The organism is Streptomyces sp. NPDC033165 (assembly GCF_055577965.1).
Genome location: NZ_JBVIPK010000002.1, coordinates 607,199 through 624,657, shown reverse-complemented (window position 1 = coordinate 624,657; position 17,459 = coordinate 607,199). Strand labels below are relative to the sequence as shown.

At 70.6% G+C, this 17,459-nt stretch carries 15 protein-coding genes and 2 pseudogenes; 7 read left to right on the top strand and 10 right to left on the bottom strand.

Annotated features, from left to right (window positions below; translation table 11 throughout):
• Positions 1–48 precede the first annotated feature (48 nt).
• Positions 49–1,239, top strand: a complete 1,191-nt coding sequence (locus tag ACZ5WC_RS07195; RefSeq protein WP_468539849.1) for an arylsulfotransferase family protein — start codon at positions 49–51, stop codon at positions 1,237–1,239.
• A gap of 262 nt (positions 1,240–1,501) precedes the next feature.
• On the opposite strand, the gene ACZ5WC_RS07190 is transcribed toward ACZ5WC_RS07195, so the two are convergent.
• The 9 genes and pseudogenes from ACZ5WC_RS07190 to ACZ5WC_RS07150 all read right to left on the bottom strand — a co-directional run bounded on the left by ACZ5WC_RS07190 (position 1,502) and on the right by ACZ5WC_RS07150 (position 9,923).
• A complete protein-coding gene (locus tag ACZ5WC_RS07190) occupies positions 1,502–1,861 on the bottom strand; it encodes a hypothetical protein (RefSeq protein WP_468539848.1) in 360 nt (119 codons plus the stop codon).
• Positions 1,862–1,951: 90 nt separating this feature from the next.
• On the bottom strand, positions 1,952–3,214 hold the full coding sequence (locus ACZ5WC_RS07185) for an acyltransferase family protein (RefSeq protein ID WP_468539847.1): 1,263 nt from the start codon (positions 3,212–3,214) through the stop codon (positions 1,952–1,954).
• 37 nt (positions 3,215–3,251) lie between these two features.
• On the bottom strand, positions 3,252–4,247 hold the full coding sequence (locus ACZ5WC_RS07180) for an alpha/beta hydrolase (RefSeq protein WP_468539846.1): 996 nt from the start codon (positions 4,245–4,247) through the stop codon (positions 3,252–3,254).
• Positions 4,248–4,386: 139 nt separating this feature from the next.
• Positions 4,387–5,604 carry a sensor histidine kinase gene (locus tag ACZ5WC_RS07175; RefSeq protein WP_468539845.1) on the bottom strand — a complete coding sequence of 406 codons (1,218 nt, stop codon included), beginning with the start codon at positions 5,602–5,604 and terminating at the stop codon, positions 4,387–4,389.
• Positions 5,601–6,938 (bottom strand): FtsX-like permease family protein, encoded by a 1,338-nt coding sequence (locus tag ACZ5WC_RS07170; protein WP_468539844.1) that lies wholly within the window; start codon positions 6,936–6,938, stop codon positions 5,601–5,603. The genes ACZ5WC_RS07175 and ACZ5WC_RS07170 overlap by 4 nt, the downstream gene beginning before the upstream one ends.
• A complete protein-coding gene (locus ACZ5WC_RS07165) occupies positions 6,932–7,699 on the bottom strand; it encodes an ABC transporter ATP-binding protein (RefSeq protein WP_468539972.1) in 768 nt (255 codons plus the stop codon). Before ACZ5WC_RS07165 ends, ACZ5WC_RS07170 begins: the two co-directional genes overlap by 7 nt.
• A 113-nt stretch (positions 7,700–7,812) precedes the next feature.
• Positions 7,813–8,460 (bottom strand): response regulator transcription factor, encoded by a 648-nt coding sequence (locus ACZ5WC_RS07160; protein WP_468539843.1) that lies wholly within the window; start codon positions 8,458–8,460, stop codon positions 7,813–7,815.
• A gap of 47 nt (positions 8,461–8,507) precedes the next feature.
• Positions 8,508–9,504: pseudogene (locus tag ACZ5WC_RS07155) on the bottom strand (TauD/TfdA family dioxygenase).
• Positions 9,505–9,554: 50 nt separating this feature from the next.
• Positions 9,555–9,923, bottom strand: coding sequence for a hypothetical protein (locus ACZ5WC_RS07150; RefSeq protein WP_468539842.1), 369 nt, complete (start codon positions 9,921–9,923; stop codon positions 9,555–9,557).
• A 383-nt stretch (positions 9,924–10,306) separates the two neighbouring features.
• On the opposite strand from ACZ5WC_RS07150, the gene ACZ5WC_RS07145 reads away from it, so the two are divergent.
• On the top strand, positions 10,307–11,002 hold the full coding sequence (locus ACZ5WC_RS07145; RefSeq protein ID WP_468539841.1) for a uroporphyrinogen decarboxylase/cobalamine-independent methonine synthase family protein: 696 nt from the start codon (positions 10,307–10,309) through the stop codon (positions 11,000–11,002).
• A gap of 180 nt (positions 11,003–11,182) precedes the next feature.
• A pseudogene (locus ACZ5WC_RS07140) lies at positions 11,183–11,422 on the top strand (IS256-like element IS6120 family transposase); the annotation flags it as partial.
• Positions 11,423–11,456: 34 nt separating this feature from the next.
• Here the strand turns inward: ACZ5WC_RS07140 and ACZ5WC_RS07135 are convergent.
• Entirely contained in the window at positions 11,457–12,074 is a 618-nt protein-coding gene (locus ACZ5WC_RS07135; protein ID WP_468539840.1) for a DUF1707 SHOCT-like domain-containing protein, read from the bottom strand.
• 491 nt (positions 12,075–12,565) lie between these two features.
• Here ACZ5WC_RS07135 and ACZ5WC_RS07130 point away from each other — a divergent pair, with 491 nt between their 5' ends.
• From ACZ5WC_RS07130 to ACZ5WC_RS07115, 4 genes are read left to right on the top strand one after another with little or no spacing between them, the layout of a single operon-like run.
• Positions 12,566–14,128 carry an ABC transporter substrate-binding protein gene (locus ACZ5WC_RS07130; RefSeq protein WP_468539839.1) on the top strand — a complete coding sequence of 521 codons (1,563 nt, stop codon included), beginning with the start codon at positions 12,566–12,568 and terminating at the stop codon, positions 14,126–14,128.
• A gap of 2 nt (positions 14,129–14,130) precedes the next feature.
• Positions 14,131–15,078 (top strand): ABC transporter permease, encoded by a 948-nt coding sequence (locus ACZ5WC_RS07125; protein ID WP_468539838.1) that lies wholly within the window; start codon positions 14,131–14,133, stop codon positions 15,076–15,078.
• Positions 15,075–15,893, top strand: a complete 819-nt coding sequence (locus tag ACZ5WC_RS07120) for an ABC transporter permease (protein ID WP_468539837.1) — start codon at positions 15,075–15,077, stop codon at positions 15,891–15,893. Before ACZ5WC_RS07125 ends, ACZ5WC_RS07120 begins: the two co-directional genes overlap by 4 nt.
• Positions 15,890–17,458, top strand: coding sequence for an ABC transporter ATP-binding protein (locus tag ACZ5WC_RS07115; RefSeq protein ID WP_468539836.1), 1,569 nt, complete (start codon positions 15,890–15,892; stop codon positions 17,456–17,458). Before ACZ5WC_RS07120 ends, ACZ5WC_RS07115 begins: the two co-directional genes overlap by 4 nt.
• The last annotated feature ends 1 nt before the right edge of the window (position 17,459 follow it).

The window sequence follows — 17,459 nt, the reverse complement described above, 5'->3', positions numbered from 1 at the left end:
AGGTGCGCGCCGTTGCGCCATCCCACCCCCGATCCGAAGGAACACGCCTTGACCCAGCACAACGGCCGCAAGCCCGGCATCAACCACTTCGTGTACTCCCCCGGCTCCTCCTACCCCCGGCCCTACGCCCGGCTGATCGACCGGAGCGGCCGGGAAGTGCACACCTGGAGTCACACCGCGGCCCAACCCCCGGAATCCGAGGACCCGCCGACCTTCCTGCACGGCTGGAGCCACGTCGAGGTCGCCGAGGACGGGTGTCTGTTCGCCATGGTGCCGATGCGCGCGCTCCTCAAGCTCGCCCCGGACTCGGCTCTGCTCTGGCAGGCTGACATCCCAGCCCACCACGACCTGGTCCTGCTGCCGGGCGGTGGCACGCTCGTGCTCGCCGGAGCCCCGCGGCGCCTTGTGTGGCCGGGCCTGGAGGCCACCGTCCTGGACAACACCCTGGCCGAACTCGACGCGGGAGGACGCCTGATCAGCGAGGTGTCCCTGTTCGACGTCCTGGCCTCCGAGCCCGCGCTGGCCACAATGGTCCGCCGCGAGGTCCTCACCAAGCAGGCGGCGTTCGCCCGCGATCCCTCCTCGCTGACCGAGGAGAGCGCCCATCTGTTCGCCACCGGCTCTTTCAGCGGCACGGTCACCCGCGCCATCACCTTGCTGCGACAACTGCACGGCGCCCCGTGCGACATCCTGCACACCAACACCGTCGAGGTCCTGGCCGAACACCCGGCCGGACTGTGGCCGGCCGGGGCCGTGCTCATCTCCGTGCGCAACCTCGACCTGCTGGCCGTGATCGACCCCGGCACCCCGCGAGTCCTCTGGTGGTGGGGCCCGGGCCGGCTGTCCGGCCAGCACCACCCCTCCCAGCTCCCGAACGGCAACATCCTCGTCTTCGACAACGGCACCCGAGCCAGCCGCTCCCGAGTCGTCGAGGTCGACCCGGTCACCGACACGATCGTGTGGCAGTACGGCACGCGTCCCCGCGAGACGTTCTTCAGCGAATTCGCCGGCAGCTGCGAGCGGCTCCCCGACGGCAACACCCTGATCGCCGTGGCGGAGGACGGCCGCGCGTTCGAGATCACCCCGGACGGACGGACCGTGTGGCGGTGGCAGACCCGCAAGGAACCGAGCACACGGACCACCAGCCGCGTCACCTTCTACCGCCTGGCGGGCGTCCCGCAGAGCGTCCTCGCCCACCTGCCTGCCCGCGTCCCCGCCGCCGCACCGGACCGGGTGTGACATCCCAGGCCAGAAGATGCCGGTCGACGTAGCTCAGCAGCCCGGGAGCCCCCACGAGTCCTGTCCCGTACGCCTGCCCCGGCGTCCTCCGCAAGTTCAATCGCCGAACCGGCGCGCCCCGTAGGCACCTACCCGTCGCGCTCGGTGGAGGAAATGCCGCCCTCCAGGTGCCGACGAATGCTGCCGTACCACTCGGCGAGGTGGCCGACCTCGACCCAGGCGTCCATGTCTTCGCCCACCTGCTCAGTACGGGTCCGTGCGGCTACCCCCTGGCAACATCCCAGGTCAGGACACCGTTGTCCCGCAAAGCACTGAGAATCCACGTGGTGGACCATCCGTAGAACGTGCCGATCTCGACCACCGTCTCAGGCCGGTAGTCCCGCAGCAGCAGGTAGGTTATCTCCGCCTCGTAGTCGTCGAGTTGCGCCTTCATCGACTTGCCGCGCTGCCGAAGGAAGGTCCGCTGCTGATCCCTGACGGCACGCAGGTCGTCCTGGTACTTCACATAGAGCTCTGACACTGCTTGCACGGTGAGGTCTCGAAGAGAGTTCACGACACCACGTGCGGCAGCCACGTCGGTGCCGCTCTCCGCCGGGCCCGGGATATTGTTCGAGATGGCCACGAAATGCCTCCTGAGTTATGCTGCGCCGAAATTTGAGCAAGAAACGCTGGAAATCATAGGCCAGTGCGGCATTATTCCCTTATCGGCCGATTATCTACGGCGCCTCCGGGCGGACTTTTCCACGTCCTTGAAAGCCAGCCAAAAGACACCGAGTACGCACGTGAAAACAAGAATCCAGCCGAGACGGAAAGCCACCCAGAATGGATCTTCCGGCGCCGTGTGGAGCCCGGGCCAGCGTTGTCCGAACCCGAGCGAGAACACGGTGGTGGCGAGCATGGACGTCTGGTGCCAGAGGAATATCGTCATGGCCGACAGGTTCAACAACGCCACGGCCGCCCAGCAGAACTGCCCTGCGGTGGCACGCGCCCCTGCGGTGTCGGACGCGTGGGCGGGGGGCAACGGGACCGGCTCTGCCGGCTGGCCGGTCAGCCGACGGAGCGGGCCGCACAACAGGAGTCCGAGACCGCACTGGACCAGACCGAAGCAGACAGCCGCGAGACTCGGTGGGTTGAGGTTGGACAGGGCGGCCCCGGGGACACCGACCATGCTCGCCGGATAGCCACACCAAAGCACCAGGCCGGTCAGGCCGACCGCGCCGCAGACGAGCATGCCGACCGCGTACCTGCGGCGGGCGAGGCCGCCGGCCGCCCAGAACACCCCCAGGGCGTAGGGCACCAGCCAGCCGGTGAAAACGTTCAGCCAGCGGAGCGAATCGACCCATTCCAGGTCTCCGACCAACCCGCGGACCAGATCCGTGGCCACGACCAGCGCGAAGGCCACCAGCATCAGCCGGCCCGCACCACACCGCATGATCAGCGGAGTGGCCGCCGTGATCACCGCGTAGACGCAGAGGAACCAGAGCGGGGACACCGCGAGCCGCAGCAGGGTGCGGATCGTCTCGAACGCCACTCCTTCGAAGGCCAGCCCGATCAGCACCACCCCCCACACGCCCAACAGGGCCAAGGTGGGACGCACCAACTGGCGCAACCGCTGGGCCAACCAGGTCCGGTAGCGGGTACCGGTCGCGACCGCGGAGGCGTAGCTCTGGGATCCGACCCGGCCACCGACGAAGAAGAACAGGGCGAGCGGCTGCAACAGCCACGTCACCGGCGTGAGACCCGGCATGTGGTTGATGGGGCTCTCGCCTCCCAGATGGCCGCCTGCCCGTAGCACCACCGCGCTCACCAGCCAGTGGCCGAGCACCACGCCGAGGATGGAGTAGGCACGCAGGACATCGACCGCACGGTCGCGGGAAAACGGAGTCGCCGCATCGATACGCAGCACAGCCCGGTGCAGTCGCCGCACCGCCGTCAGCCGGACAGGCGGTACCGGTGCCAGGTCCTTCCAGGCCACGGGAGTGGAGTGCTCGTTCTCCGTCCTGACCCGTACATCAGCCATGAGACACCTGCCGGCCCCGGTCCAGGCCGATCAGCGCGATACTCCGGAGCGAAAGGCTGCCGGGGCGCAGGTAGTCGCCGTGCCGACTGTCTCCCGTGGGGAGTCGTCGGGCGCCGAACTCCACGGACACCGGGTCCGGGCCGAACCCCACTCTCTCACCGAACACGCTGTACTGGGCGTGCGGCACATACGAGATCCAGTCCTCGCTGCCTCGCCCCGCCCACACCGGGACGCGCGCGCCCAGTTCAACGGCCGAGTCGACGCCCATCCCCGGGCTGCCGAAGACCACGACACCCGACAGCGGGGACTGCGCGGACCGATCCATTCCGCGCACCGCTTCCCCGCACACCACGGACCCGTACGAATGACACATCAGAGCCACGGAGGCATCGGGGTTGATTCCCCGTAGCCGGTCGATCTGGCGGCGGAGCAGTCGGCCGCCCTCCTCCGCTCGCTCCTGGGTCACGATGTCGCGGCTCTTGGTGCGGGGCGCCCGGTAGCCGTACCACCCGATGACGGCAACGCGCGTCTCCGGTGCGACGGCTCGCATCTCCGCGTACAGCGCCCGGCTTCCGCCGGCCACCGAGCCGTGCCGGGAGCCGAGGTGGTCGAAGGTGTCGATGGTGGTGTCCGAGCCCGGCACCAGAAGGGCGATCCGCTGCGCGTGCGCCAGGTCTCCGAGCACCTCCACCGCCTGGCCGTCACCATCGCCGGAGGCCTCCAGGAAGTGGCGGTCGGGGGAGGCGAGAGCGCCCAGTGCCCGGGCCCGCTCACCGTCACCCACCCGGCGCGCCGCAGCGGCTGCGCGGGCGAGGTAACGCCGGTTCTCGCCGTAGAGCTCGGGCAGGTCCTTCGCCGCGACGGCCACATGTCGGGGCGCGGGCGGCAGGCCGAGCACCCCGTTCGCAGCCGCGGCCGTGACGGACGCGACGATGCTTCCGGCGACGGTGGCTATCAGCATTCCGAGTCTGATCCGCGCAGCGCGCATGGACAGCTGTCCCTTCTCTGGGCATGGGCCGGCGCGAGGCGGCGGGCCGGGGGGAAAGCGACGTCGAGGACGCCGAGGTGTTGGGGTGGGGAGAACCGGGCCGCGGCGGGATGGGAGCGGGCCCGTCATGGGCAGAAGGTCAGATCCGGACCGGCATCTCGAGTACGACGGTGGTCGGGCTCGCGGGCGGGCTGTGAAGACCGAGAGTGCCATCGACCGCGGTCAGCCGTTCCCTCAGGCCCGACAGACCACTGCCCGCACCGATCCTGGCGCCTCCGCTGCCGTCGTCCTGGACCTGGATCCGCAGGACCTCTCCGGCGACGCGCGCGTCCACCGACGCCTTCGTCGCTCCGCTGTGCTTGGAGACGTTGGTGAGCAGTTCGGCGACACAGAAGTACGCCACCCGCTCGATCACCGGATCCGGTCGCTGTGACATCTCCACCCGCAGGGCCACCGGCACTCCGGCCTGCCCGGTCAGATGCGGCAGCGCCTCGGCGAGTCCCCGGTCGAGTGCGGCGGGGCTCATCCCGTCGATGAGCCGCCTCAACTCCGCGATGGCCGTGTCGGTCTGCGTGCGGGCCCGGGCGATGAGGGCGCCGGTGCGTCCGGTGGACGCTTCGCCGTCCAGGGTGTCGGCGGCCAACGACAGCGTCATGGCGATCGCGACCAACTGGGCCTGCGTGCCGTCATGCAGGTCCCGCTCGACCTGCCTCAGGTCGCGCGTGCCCTCGGTGAAGGCAACAGTGCGCGCCCGCTCCAGCGTCCGGACCCGCAGCTGGGAGGCGCTGGGGCCGAGCAGCTTCCGGCCCAGCAGCCGGTGCACCCGCATCATCGTACGAGCCGTCACCGGGGTGAAGGCCAGGACGATCAAGGCGCCCAGGACCGCCGTGACCGCCAGCCAGAGCTCCGGGCTTCCGACCACCGTCCACACGATCGACCACACGGCGAAGGCGGGCAGCGCGATCGTCACCACGAAGGCGAGCAGGTCGAGGGGGAGCCGCAGCACCAGGTAGAGCACGCTGCGCCAGGCGGTCACATCGGACAGATTGCTCCGGATCCACCGGAACACGCCGGGTGCCGCCGCCGGCGGCGCGGGGAGAACGATGTCCTCGCCGAGCAGTGTCCGCATCAGCCAGGCGTGCCCCCGGCCGAGGTGACGGGCCCCCGACAGACCGGTCGCGAGTACCGGCAGTCCGACCACGGTCAATGAGAGCAACCCGCCGGCGTAGAGGACCACGAGGGCGTAGGCCATACCGAGGAGGGAGAGCGGCACCCCGGTGAGGGCGAAGACGATCGGCCCCGGACACACCGTCCATCGTCCGTCGCGGTCCTCGTCCGCGAGGCGGGGCGCGGTCACGGCGCGGCCACGGCGGTGACCGCCGGCTCCGAGGTGGCCCGCGCACCGGTGAACAGGATCGTCAGCACGGTCAGCGCCACCGGTCCCAGCACCAGAGGGGCATATGTGTGGAACGCGATGGTGGGAAGCAACTCGCCCGTCGCAGCGCTCGCGAACGCCATGCTCATGGGCGCGGCGACGAGAATTCCAAGCACCACTCCGGCCAGGGCGGTCAGTATCGCCTCCGTGCCCAGCATGCGGATCAACTGCCGCCGGGTCGCGCCGGTCAGGGCGAGCAGCGCGTACTCGCGCCGTCGCGCCGTGGTCAGTGAGGCAAGGGTGTTCACCGTGGCCACAGCTCCGAAGCCGGCCAGCATGGCGAGTTCCACCCCGCGGAGCCAGTTGTCGCTCTCGGCATAGGCGCCGGGCGGAGCAACCTCCTGAAGGGTGCCGCTGACCGAGGCGAACGTTGTCGAGAGTCCGACCAACAGGGCGATCGGCACCACGGCGGAGGACAGGCGGTGGGCATGCCCGCGCAGGTTGTCGGCGGCGAGAGCACCACCGGCGTCCCCCCCGTGCCTGCGGCCCATCAGCCGGAACGGCACACCGAGCAGCACGATGGACAGTCGTGCCAGCAAGGGTCCGAGCAGTCCGGCAGCGACCAGGAAGACCAGCGATCCGAGCAGAGCCAGTTGGGCGGACTTGTCGGCCGGCTGCCCGGCGGTGAACACCACCAGGGGTGTGAAACCGGCGATCACGAGCAGACCGGCGATGCCTCGAAGCCAGCCCATCTTCGTCTGCTCGGCCGTCTGCGCGAGCACAGTGGACGGTCGGCCGCGGACGATCCGGCGCGCGGCGATCCTCGCCGCGCCGAATCCGACCAGCAGTGTCACTGCCGTACCGATCAGCAGAGGCCAGGGGGACCACACCACCACCGCGTCCGCCGGGACGATGTCCCGGGCGGCAAGCTCTGCCAGGAACCGGTTGGCGCCCCACGTTCCGAGCAGCCAGGCCGGCGGCGAGACGAAGAGCGTCAGCCAGAGGACCTGGCACCTGACCAGGCGCTTGATCTGTGCCGGCGTCGCCCCGCTGGTCCTCAGCAGAGCCATGTCCCGGGCCTGGCCCTGTACGGAGAACGAGAGCGTGTTGGTGACCGTGAACAGCGCCATCAGCATCGCGATCTCGCCGAACGCCCCGCCGATCATCCCGAGCCGCGAGCCTCCGCGGCCGCCGATCGCCGTGGCGATGAGGGATCCGAACATGGTGATCACGGCGACGGCCATCAGGAGCGCCGCAGCCGGCCCCGCGTACAAGGAAGGCTTGGCACGCAGCAGCCCAAGGGCAAGCCTCAGCATGCGAGCTCACTCAGCTTCTCGGAGATCTGCGCGGCGGACGGGCGTACCAGCTCGTCGACCAGGACTCCGTCGGCGAGGATGACCACTCGGTCCGCGAAACTCGCCGCTACCGGGTCGTGCGTCACCATGACACAAGTGCGGCCTTCGTTCTCGACCCCCTCGCGCAGGAGCCACAACACCTCGCGCCCGGTCGCGCGGTCGAGGGCGCCGGTCGGCTCATCGGCGAACAGGACGCGCGGCCGGGCGAACAACGCCCTCGCCACGGCGACGCGTTGCTGCTGGCCACCGGAGAGACGGCCGGGCCGTTCCTTCCTCCGGTCGGCAAGACCCACCCGTTCGAGGCAGTCGGCGACCGCTGACCAGTCCACGCGCTCGCCCGCCAGCCGAGAGGTCAGGGCGACGTTCTGCTCGACCGTCATGGCCGGCATCAGGTTGTACGACTGGAAGATGAAGCCTGCCTCTGCGCGCCGCAGCTGCGCCAGGCGGCGCTCGGGCAGCGCGGTGATGTCGGTCGTGCCCCAGTGGATTGTCCCGGAGGTCGGTCGGTCCATTCCCGCCACGCACTGCAGCAGGGTCGACTTGCCCGATCCGGACGGGCCCATCACCGCGGTGAAGGTGCCCGGAGCGAAGCCGATGTCCACTCCACGCAGAGCGTGAGCCGCGGCACGGCCACGGCCGTACGAACGGTGCAGGTTCTCCGCGTGAATTCCCGGACCGCTTTCCACGAGAGGTCGGGCTTGGGCCTCAGTGCTCAGTGACATGCCTTCATTCTCGGCAACACGGCTGCTCAGGGCCATCGTGCTACCTCCCGTTCACGAGGTTCGGATATCCGCCCCCTCGAACCGGCGGCCATGGCCGCGCCCCTGGCCCGAGGTCAGGACTTGGACTCCTGCAAGTACGCCACGACCGCCTTGACACGGCGGTTGTCCGCAGCGGTCGGAGGAAGATCGAACTTCGTGAAGATGGATGCCGCGTGCTTCTCCACCGCCCGCTCGGAGATGACGAGCAGTTCGGCGATGGAACGGTTCGAGTGGCCCTGGGCCATCAAGTCCAGGACCACTCGTTCGCGCTCGGTCAGCCGGTCGAGGGGGCGGCTGCCGCTGTTCAACATACGGCTGACGATCTCCGGGTCGAGCGCCACACCGCCGGCCGCGACCCTGCGCAACGCCTCGATGAAGTCGGCGGTGGCCGAGACGCGCTCCTTGAGCAGGTACCCGATGCCCGATGCCTCGCCGGCGAGCAGCCGGGCCGCCCAGGCCGGCTCGGCGTGCTGGGAGAAGACGAGGACGCCCACCCCGGGGTGGTCCGCTCGGAGTTGGACCGCCGCGCGGATGCCCTCGTCGGTGTGGGTGGGCGGCATGCGGATGTCGACCACGGCGACATCCGGGGCATGCGTGGCCACCGCGGCCAGCAGTCCGTCCCCGTCGTCCACGGTCGCGATGACGTCACAGCCTCGGGCGGTGAGTAGTTCCACCATGCCCTCACGGAGAATGACCGAGTCCTCGGCGATGACCACCCGCACTGCGCGCTCCCTCGTTGCCGGTCAACCCGTCGCGGCTGAGTTCGATTTCATTCAACCAGCACGTAACCGTCGTCCTGACGCTGCCCCCGCGAGCGTCGTAGAGAGGTCAGCGCGAAGGTGCGCTGCAGCCAACGGTCCCGGCCGTCGTAGCGAGGGGTGAACGCGGTACGGCCGTGCGCGGTGACGTGGTTGTCGACGATGACCAGGTCGCCAGGAAGCAGTTCCGACGTCGTCGACACCTGCTCGGAGAGTGCGCCCAGTTCGGCGAGGGCGGTGGCCCCCTCCTCCGTGGTGGCCCGGGTGGCGGCGAAGTCGACGCGCAGATCCGGGTCGGTCCAGGATCCGCCCAGCACCGGGTGGTGGCGCGCCCTTACTGCCGGCTCCGAACGACGGTGGAGCCTCGGTGGTGAATTCGGGCAGGCTCAGCGTCTTCCGTGCCGCCGGGCTGAGCAGGTCCAGGACCTCACGCACGCAGGCGGTACGCGTGCCCGCCACACCCCCGTGGTCGGCTCGCAGACACAGCAGCATGACGTGGTCCGGACGGTGTTCGTGGAACGCGTTCTCGGTGTGGAAGGAGAGCAGGACCGATCCGGCGTTTCCCTGGAACTCCTCACGGCCCGGGACGGGCACGACGTCCTGCACCAGGGCTCCGGACTTCTCCTGGAGATACGCGGCGGGGTCGCCGAGTCCGCAGGCCATCATGAGGAGGATCGCGGCGGCGACTGACGCCTCCCGCTGGACCGAGTCGGCGGTCGACGGGGTGGGCCGCGATTCGTCGCCCACCGGAAGCCCCCGGATCAGCAGGCGGCCGCGGGGGCCGGAGTGCCGGCGGAACTGGCGGATCTCCTGGCGAAGCGGGGCTGGGAGGTTGTCCCAGGCATCACGGGCGGCTGCCACGAACCCGTGTGAGTCGACCCGGCCGTCCGCGGCGTGGAGCATCTCCCGTACGACCGCCGCCACGGTGGCGGCGTCACCGCCGAGTGTATGGGCGGCGTCGTCGCGGGCACCGTTGTCGCGGATACCGTGTTCCAGCAGCTCCGTCATCAGGCAACACCTGTTGTGGACATCATCGAAAGTTCCTCGGCTCCTCGAATTCACCGGCGAGCGCCGCGCTGCCGTAGATCTCCTCGACCCAGCACCGGTGATAGACCGAGTCCAGGTATCTGTCGCCCATATCCGGTGCGACAGCCACGGCGCTGACGTCCGCGCCCGGTGCGTACTCGTCGAGCCAGCGCAGGGCGCCACGGCTCGGCGACAGTGACGGAGTCGTACACCTTGTTGATCAGCGCGACGACGTCCTCGGTGACCTCGCCGCCGTCGCCGTAACTCGTGTTGAACGGCAGGCCCTCCGGGCCGTAGACGTCGACCAGGTACTCACGCACCTCGGACGCCATCGTCCACTGGTTGAGGAAGGCGATCTGGTTGAACCAGAGCCGCCGGCCATCGGCGGGATGGTGCAGCACCGCGGGGCGGCGCTGCCTGGTGCGCAGTTCCTCGCCACGCCACTCGAAGGAGATGTCGTTGGCCGCGCAGTACCTCTCGACCTCGGAGCGATCAGTGGTGCCGAACGCCAGCGGGCTCGACCGTCTTCCGGATCAGGCCCTCACCGAGACGATCACGCGGCTGGAGGCCACCGGCTCCCCCGTTGTGGTGGACGGCGACCAAGCCAAGCCCAGCGCTTTCACCTATCCCCTGAAGGGCGTGGACCTCGCCCAGGACGGCATGGTCATCCCGTTCGCCGACGGCCACACCCGGTCCCTGCCCAGCCTCACCTCCGGGCCCTTCCGGTACGGGGTCCATGCGGTGTCGTATCTGGCGAAGGCCATGAAGATCGCCCAGCCGACCGGTGAAGCAGAGCGTCGTCGCTCCGTCCGCGCTGAGCCTGCTGTACCCGGCCGACGGCATCTCCGGCTACCCCCGCGAGGCATACCTCAAGAACCTCACCGACGAGGCCGAGACCGACATCCGCAAGTGCCTGGAGGCGGGCGCAGCCAGTGTGCAGATGGACTGCTCGCTGCCACGGCTGGCTTTGAAGCTGGACCCGAGCAAGGGCGTACTCAGGGACTTCGTCGCCCTCGACGCCGAGGTCCTCGACCGGTTCAGCGCGGCCGACCGGGCCCGCATCGGCATCCACACCTGCCCGGGCGCGGACCAGGACTCCACCCACAGCCTCGACGTGGACTACACCGAACTGCTGCCCGACCTGTTCAAGATGAAGGCCGGGAACTTCTACCTCCAGATGGCGAGCGAGCCGGACCCGGGCCGTGTCCTGAAGGTCGCCCGCGACTGCTCGACCGAGGACCAGCGGATCTTCGTCGGCGTGACCGACCCGCTCGACCCCCGGGTCGAGACCGCGGAGGAGGTGTGCGACCGCGTGCTGGAGGCGGCCAGCTACCTTCCCCTCCAGCGCCTCGGCACCTGCGACGATGCCGGCTTCGCCCCTTGGGCCGACGACACTTCCACCTCCCGCGACCTGGCATTCGCCAAGATCGAGTCCCGCGTACGCGGCACCCGCATGGCCGCAGAGAAGCTCGGGCTCTGACCTGCTGGCCCCGCCGGCGCGCGCCAGCGCCGAAGGGCACCAGCCGACGTGATTGGGTGGCTCCTGTCGGCGACGCAGCCCGGGGCCCAAGGGGACCCCGGGCTGCGTCGGCTGCGACAGTCGGCGCCACGAACTGGCCCGGGTCAGTTCCGGCCGGTGAAACAGAGAGGCTTCATGCCCACCACGCTCTCCACCGTCAAGCTCCGGACCAAGGTCACCCGCCGCGCCGGCAGCCCAGCTGCGGCCCTCGCGACGGTGTTCGAACTGGTCGAGTCCGCCCAGGGCCGCTGGCGCGCGATCACCAGCGCCCACCTCGTCGCCCTGGTCCGCTCCGGCGCCGGGTTCGAGAACGGCGTCCTGGTCGAACGAGGGAGGCGGTGGCCGCGTGACGGCGGCCACGACATACTTCAAGGCCGTTGACACAGCTACGAGTCGACGTGACCAGACATTCGTCCTAGCTCTGCGTCGGGTTGCTGTCCAGCTTGCGCCGTTCCCGGCGTCCGGGATGGCGGATGACCACTCCTCCCATGCCGCCTGCCCCGGTGAGCCGGATCAGCGGAGTTCCCGGGAGCCGGTCGGGAGTGGTCTTGTCCTTCAGGCCGCCGACGCCGGGATCCATGCCGCTGGTGTCTGTGGCCCAGCTGTCGGGGATGATGATCGTGACACCGGATGTGTCCCCGTACGCCTCCACCACGACCTCCGTGAGACGGCACTCGACCCTGGTGAAGTCGAGCTTCACACCCCCCACGCCTCCGTGCGCGATCACGTGGCCGGGTACCTCCCAGCGTCCGGGGCCTTGGGACACGCCGTACATGCCGCCCTTGAGGGTCAGCGGCGGCCGGCTCTCCGGCGCATTCGGCCTCGGCAGGTCGACGGTCAGCACAGCCAGTTCGGCGTGTGTCTTCGACTTCAGCGCCTGCTCCAGGCGCGAGTCCAGTTCATCGAGATCGATTCGCCCCTCGGCCGCCGCGTCGCGCAGCTGTTCCACCACTGCCTCACGATCGTCGTGAGAGGCGCGGACGTCTCCTGGCCGAGCAGAGCGCGGCGGGATCTCCGGAGGCTGAGTAGGCATGGCCGCAAGGATAAACCGTCAGCGGACCGAGATGCCTTGGATCGCACGTCCCATCGCAACCTAGCTACCAGGCCTCCCAGATCCGGACGTTGACGGTAAGTCAGGACAGCTGACCGGGCTGTGGATCACCACGTCCGGGCACGTTCACTCACACCTGCCTGGGCACGCTCGGGAGTACCCCGACAGGGCTTCCCGATCTCGATCGCGCCCTCACCTCGCTCGGCCGACTGCTTCAGACGCTGGGCTGCACCGTCTCGCAGAGCTGGGACACCGGCTGCCGCCGGCTGCTCGGGCCGACCTGTCAACCGGGGCGGCCCGGAGCGAGACACCTGCAAGCACACCCCCGCCCGCACCCGATCACTGACGTGAGGTACCCACAACACGACGTTGACAATCATTTTCATTTACAGGATGCTGGCGAAGCCCCGCGCCCGCCGACCCGTCCTGCGGCCGGAACGCGGGGCCCACGCCACGTGATTCCTGGGAGCAGCATGTCGACATTCCGTAACCGCCGAGAGTTCCTCGCCCTGGCCGGCGCGGCCGGTACAGCCGGGGCCCTGGTCCTCACCGGCTGCGGGGCAGGCTCCGGCTCCGGTGGCGGCTCGGTGGACGGCAAGGCGGAGCCCAGGCGCGGCGGGCAGCTCCGGGCGCTGTTCACCGGAGGCGGCGAACAGGAGACGATCGACCCGCACGCCGAGGCCCTGGCCATCGACATGGCGCGCACGAAGGCGCTGTTCGACCGGCTCGTGGAGCTGGACGGGAACATGGCGCCGGTGCCGAGGCTGGCCGAGAAGTGGGAGGCCGACGCCGACGCGACGGTGTGGCGCTTCACCCTGCGGGACGCCACGTTCCACGACGGGAAGAAGCTCACTCCCGAGGACGTCCTGTTCAGCTTCGGCCGCATACTCGACCCCAAGGCGACCAACCACTTCGCGCAGGGCCTGCTGTCGGTCATCGACCTGAAGAGGAGCCGGGGTGTCGGCAGGAACACCGTCGAACTCCAGCTGGTCCGGCCGAACGCCGAACTGCCCGCCCTGCTGGCCACGTTGGGCACGTCGATCGTCAGCAGCCGTTACTCCGACCCCGCCGAGCCGGTCGGCACCGGGGCCTTCCGCCTGAAGTCCTTCCAGGCCGGCCGCTCCTTCGTCGCCGAGCGCTTCGACGACCACTGGGACGGCGGCGCCTACGTGGACGAGCTGCGGATCCTGTCCGCCGAGGCCGACGCGCGCGGCAACGCCCTGCGCGCCGGCGAGGCGGAGTACGGCTACGAGATGACGCCGACCTTCGCCCGTACCGCGCAGGCCGACAAGTCGGTCCGGATCGTCGCCGCCAAGGGCAGTACCGCCCAGGCCATCGTCATGAAGTGCGACCAGGAGCCCTTCACCGACCCGGACGTGACGCTGGCCTTCAAGCTGCTCGCCGACCGGGAGAAGCTGGTCGAAGTCGTCCTGGCGGGCCAGGGCGTGGTCGGCAACGACATGTTCGGCAAGGGCTACCAGTACTACCCGCAGGACGTTCCGCAGCGGAAGCGCGATGTCGAGGAAGCCCGCGCGCTGCTGAAGAAGGCCGGCGTGCTCAACAAGCCGCTGTCCATCTACACCTCCTCCGTCGCCAGCGGTTTCGTGGAGGCGGCGACCCTCTTCGCCGAGCAGGCCGCCGACGCCGGACTGCGGGTGAGGGTCACGAGCGGTTCGTCGGAGACGTACTTCAGGGACCAGCTCACCAAGGGCGTGATGGGCAGCCACCGCTCGGGCGCCATGACCGTCCCCACCTACATCAACGACCGCCTGCTGACGAAGTCCGCCTTCAACGCCTCCGGGTGGCGCCGCAAGGACTTCGACGCGACCTTCGCCAAGGCCCAGTCCACGACGGACGAGGCCGAGCGCACCGAGCTGTACGGAAAGCTCCAGCGGACCGTCCACGACGAGGGCGGTCTGCTGATCTGGGGTCACCCGGACTGGCTGAACGCCGTCTCCTCCCGGGTGCGGGGCGTCGAGGACGCCCCTCCCAACACCCTGGACTCCGCCCGCTTCGACAAGGTGTGGCTGGCCTGAGGATGCGCGGGTACGCCCTGCAACGACTCGCCGTCGGAGCCGTCCAGCTGGCCCTGCTGGCGGTGCTGGTGTTCGCGTTGACGTCGCTGCTGCCCGGCGACGCAGCCGAGGTCCGTAACAACGAGGACGCCACGCCCGAGCAGGTGGCGGCGCTGCGCGAGCAGCTCCGGCTGGACCGGCCGGCCCTGGAACGCTTCACCGACTGGGCCCAGGGCGTGCTCACCGGCGACCTGGGCACCTCGCTGGTGAGCGGCGGCCCGGTGCTGGACATCCTGACCGAGTCGGCCGGCCCCACGCTGGTGCTGGCCGCGGTGGCCCTCGTTGTCGTCGTGCCGCTCGCGGTGCTGCTCGGCATCGCCTCCGGGCTGCGCGAGGGCGGGCGTCTGGACCGGGCGGTCACGTCCGTGACGCTCGCGCTCAGCTCCGTACCGGACTTCCTGCTGGCGCTGCTGCTCGTGGCCGGCCTGTCGCTGAAGCTGGGCTGGCTGCCCGCCACCTGGGTCGGCGTGGGCGCGGCGGACCTCCTCGTCGAGCCCGCGCTGCTGGTCATGCCCGTCGCGGTGGTGGCGGCCCGCATGGTCTGCCTGCTGTCGCGGCAGGTGCGGGCGGGCATGGTGACGGTCCTCAAGGCGGACTACGTCGTCCAGGCGCGGCGCCTCGGCGTGCCGCGCCGGACGCTGCTGCTGCGCCACGTCCTGCCCAACGCCGCTGTGCCCGGGGTCCAGGAACTGGCCCGGGTGGGCGACAACCTGGTCGGCGGGGTGCTGGTCGTCGAGGCGGTCTTCGCGATCCCCGGTGTGGCGACCGCACTCGTCCGTGCCGTGGAAGCCCGCGATGTGCCCACCGTGCAGGGCCTGGCCCTGGTGGTGGCGGTGGCGGCCCTGCTGTTCAGCCTGGTGGCGGATCTGGTCTGCCATCGACTCGTCCCGCGAACGGAGGTCCTTCGGTGAAGGCCACGGCCATGCCCATGGTGTCGGTCGGCGGGCTGCTGCTGGCGCTGCCGCTGGGCGCCGCCCTCCTCGGACCGCTCCTCGCCGATCCCGCCGTGCCGGGCGCGTACGCCCCGTACGCCCCGGGCGGGAGCGAAAGCCCGCTGGGGACGGACGGGTTGGGGCGTGATGTGCTGGCCCTGCTCCTGCACGGCGGGCGCAGCGCGCTCGGCATGGCGCTCGGCGCGGTCGCCGTCGCCTACCTGGCGGGCGGACTCATCGGTCTGCTGGCCGCGACGGCCCGCCGCCGCTGGGCCGACGAGCTGCTGATCCGTCCCCTCGACGTGCTGCTGCCGCTGCCCACGCTGCTCGTGATCAGCGTGGTCGCGGTGGGCTGGCGCGGCTCGCCCGCCGCCATCACTCTCGCGATCGCGGCTGTCAACGTCCCGCCGGTGGCACGGCTGGTGCGGGCCGCGGCCCTGGACGCGGCGAGCAGTCCCGTGGCCGAGGCACTGCGGGTGCAGGGCGAGTCCCGGCTCCGTGTCCAACTGGACTACGTGGCACGCTCGGTGCTCGCTCCGGTCGCCGCCGACATCGGCACCCGCATCACCCTCGCCGTGTTTCTCGTGGGCTCGGCCAACTTCCTCGGCCTGGGTCTTGACCCGACGGCTCCCGACTGGGCGGTGAGCATCTCTCGCAGCCGCGAGGGCCTGCTCCTCCAGCCGTGGGCCGTACTGGCGCCCGCCCTGATGCTCGTCATGTTCACCGTGGGGCTCAACCTGCTCGCCGATGGCCGGCTCGCCCGCTCCCGCCGTACGCAGGAGGCCGTCCGATGACCCCGATCGTCTCCGTGCGGTCACTGACCGCGCGTGCCGGGGACACCGTGCTCCTCGACGCGGTCGACCTCGACCTGTACGAGGGCCGGGTCACCGCGCTCGTCGGCCCGTCCGGCAGCGGCAAGACCACGGCCGCCCTCGCCCTGCTCGGTGAGGCGGGCCCGGGGGTACGCCTGACCGGCGGGGTGGCGGCCGACGGCGTGACCGTCGTGGATGAGGACGGCATCACGAAGGCCGCCGCCGGACTGCGCGGGCGGGTGGTCGCGTACATGCCCCAGCACCCGGGCAGCGCCCTGAACCCGGCCCGCCGCACCGGAGCCGTCCTCGCCGAGCTCGCCCGGCTGCACCACTCCGCCTCCACCGGTACGGCGGCCGTCGCCGAAGCGCTGGACGCGGCCCAGTTGCCGCCGGGACGGGACACCGGGCGGCGCTTTCCGCACCAGTTCTCGGGCGGGCAGCGCCAGCGCGTGGCACTCGCCCAGACGCTGGTGTGCCGCCCACGGGTGCTCGTCCTCGACGAGCCGAGCACCGGCCTGGACACGGTGACCCGGATGAGGCTGGCCGGGGAGCTGGCGGAGCTCGCACGCACCGGCCTGGCGATCCTGCTCCTCAGCCACGACCACGACCTCGTCCGGGCCCTGGCCGACCACGTGGTCGTCCTGCACCGGGGGCGGGTGACCGCGTCGGGCGGCCCAGCCGGCGCCCTGCCCGCCCGGCGCGGGGTGACCACCACGCGACACGCCCCCCGCGACGGCGACGGCCCCCCGGTCCTCGACGTGAGGAACCTCTCCGCCCACCTCCACAGCCGCCACCGGGGCCCCGTGCTGCACGGGGTCGGCCTCCAACTGCCCGCCGGGGCCTGCGTCGGCGTGGCCGGGCTGTCCGGCAGCGGCAAGACCACGCTGGCCCGCTGCGTCGCCGGACTCCACGAACGCCACCGCGGCGACGTGCTGCTGGACGGCGACCGGCTGCCGGTGCTGCGCCGCCGCACCGCCGAGCAGAAGCGACGGGTGCAGTACGTCTGGCAGGAGGTGCGCTCCTCCTTCGACGAGCGGCGCCCGGTCGCCGAACAGGTCGCCCGGACCGCCGTACGGCTGCGGGGGCTCACACGCGACGAGGCGAGGCACACGGCCCTGCGGATGCTGGACCGTCTCGGGCTCGCCGCCGACACCGTCGCACGCCGACCGGGTGGCCTGTCGGGGGGCGAGCTGCAACGTGCCGCGCTCGCCCGCGCCGTACTCGCCGAACCCGACGTGCTCGTCTGCGACGAGATCACCACCGCCCTGGACGCCGACGCGACCGACGCCGTCCTCGCCGAACTCGCCGCCCTGCGTGAACGGCACGGCACCGCGCTGCTCTGGGTCAGCCACGACCTGGAACTCCTCGCCGCCGTCGCCCACCGCATCGTCGTCATCGACAGCGGACACATCGTCGAGACCGGCACACCTCAGCAGGTGCTGCGGGCCCCCCGGGCCACCCTCACCCGGCAGCTCGTCCACGCCATGGATCTCGGCAGGGCGCTCAAGGCCACCGATCAGGCCGCCCCGTCCGTCTCCGGCGCCTGAA

Coding starts and splice junctions, on each gene's coding strand:
- ACZ5WC_RS07180 (WP_468539846.1), bottom strand. CDS start 4,247: ATGCGCGCTGCGCGGATCAGACTCGGAATGCTGATAGCCACCGTCGCC.
- ACZ5WC_RS07170 (WP_468539844.1), bottom strand. CDS start 6,938: ATGCTGAGGCTTGCCCTTGGGCTGCTGCGTGCCAAGCCTTCCTTGTAC.
- ACZ5WC_RS07165 (WP_468539972.1), bottom strand. CDS start 7,699: ATGTCACTGAGCACTGAGGCCCAAGCCCGACCTCTCGTGGAAAGCGGT.
- ACZ5WC_RS07135 (WP_468539840.1), bottom strand. CDS start 12,074: ATGCCTACTCAGCCTCCGGAGATCCCGCCGCGCTCTGCTCGGCCAGGA.
- ACZ5WC_RS07130 (WP_468539839.1), top strand. CDS start 12,566: ATGTCGACATTCCGTAACCGCCGAGAGTTCCTCGCCCTGGCCGGCGCG.
- ACZ5WC_RS07125 (WP_468539838.1), top strand. CDS start 14,131: ATGCGCGGGTACGCCCTGCAACGACTCGCCGTCGGAGCCGTCCAGCTG.
- ACZ5WC_RS07115 (WP_468539836.1), top strand. CDS start 15,890: ATGACCCCGATCGTCTCCGTGCGGTCACTGACCGCGCGTGCCGGGGAC.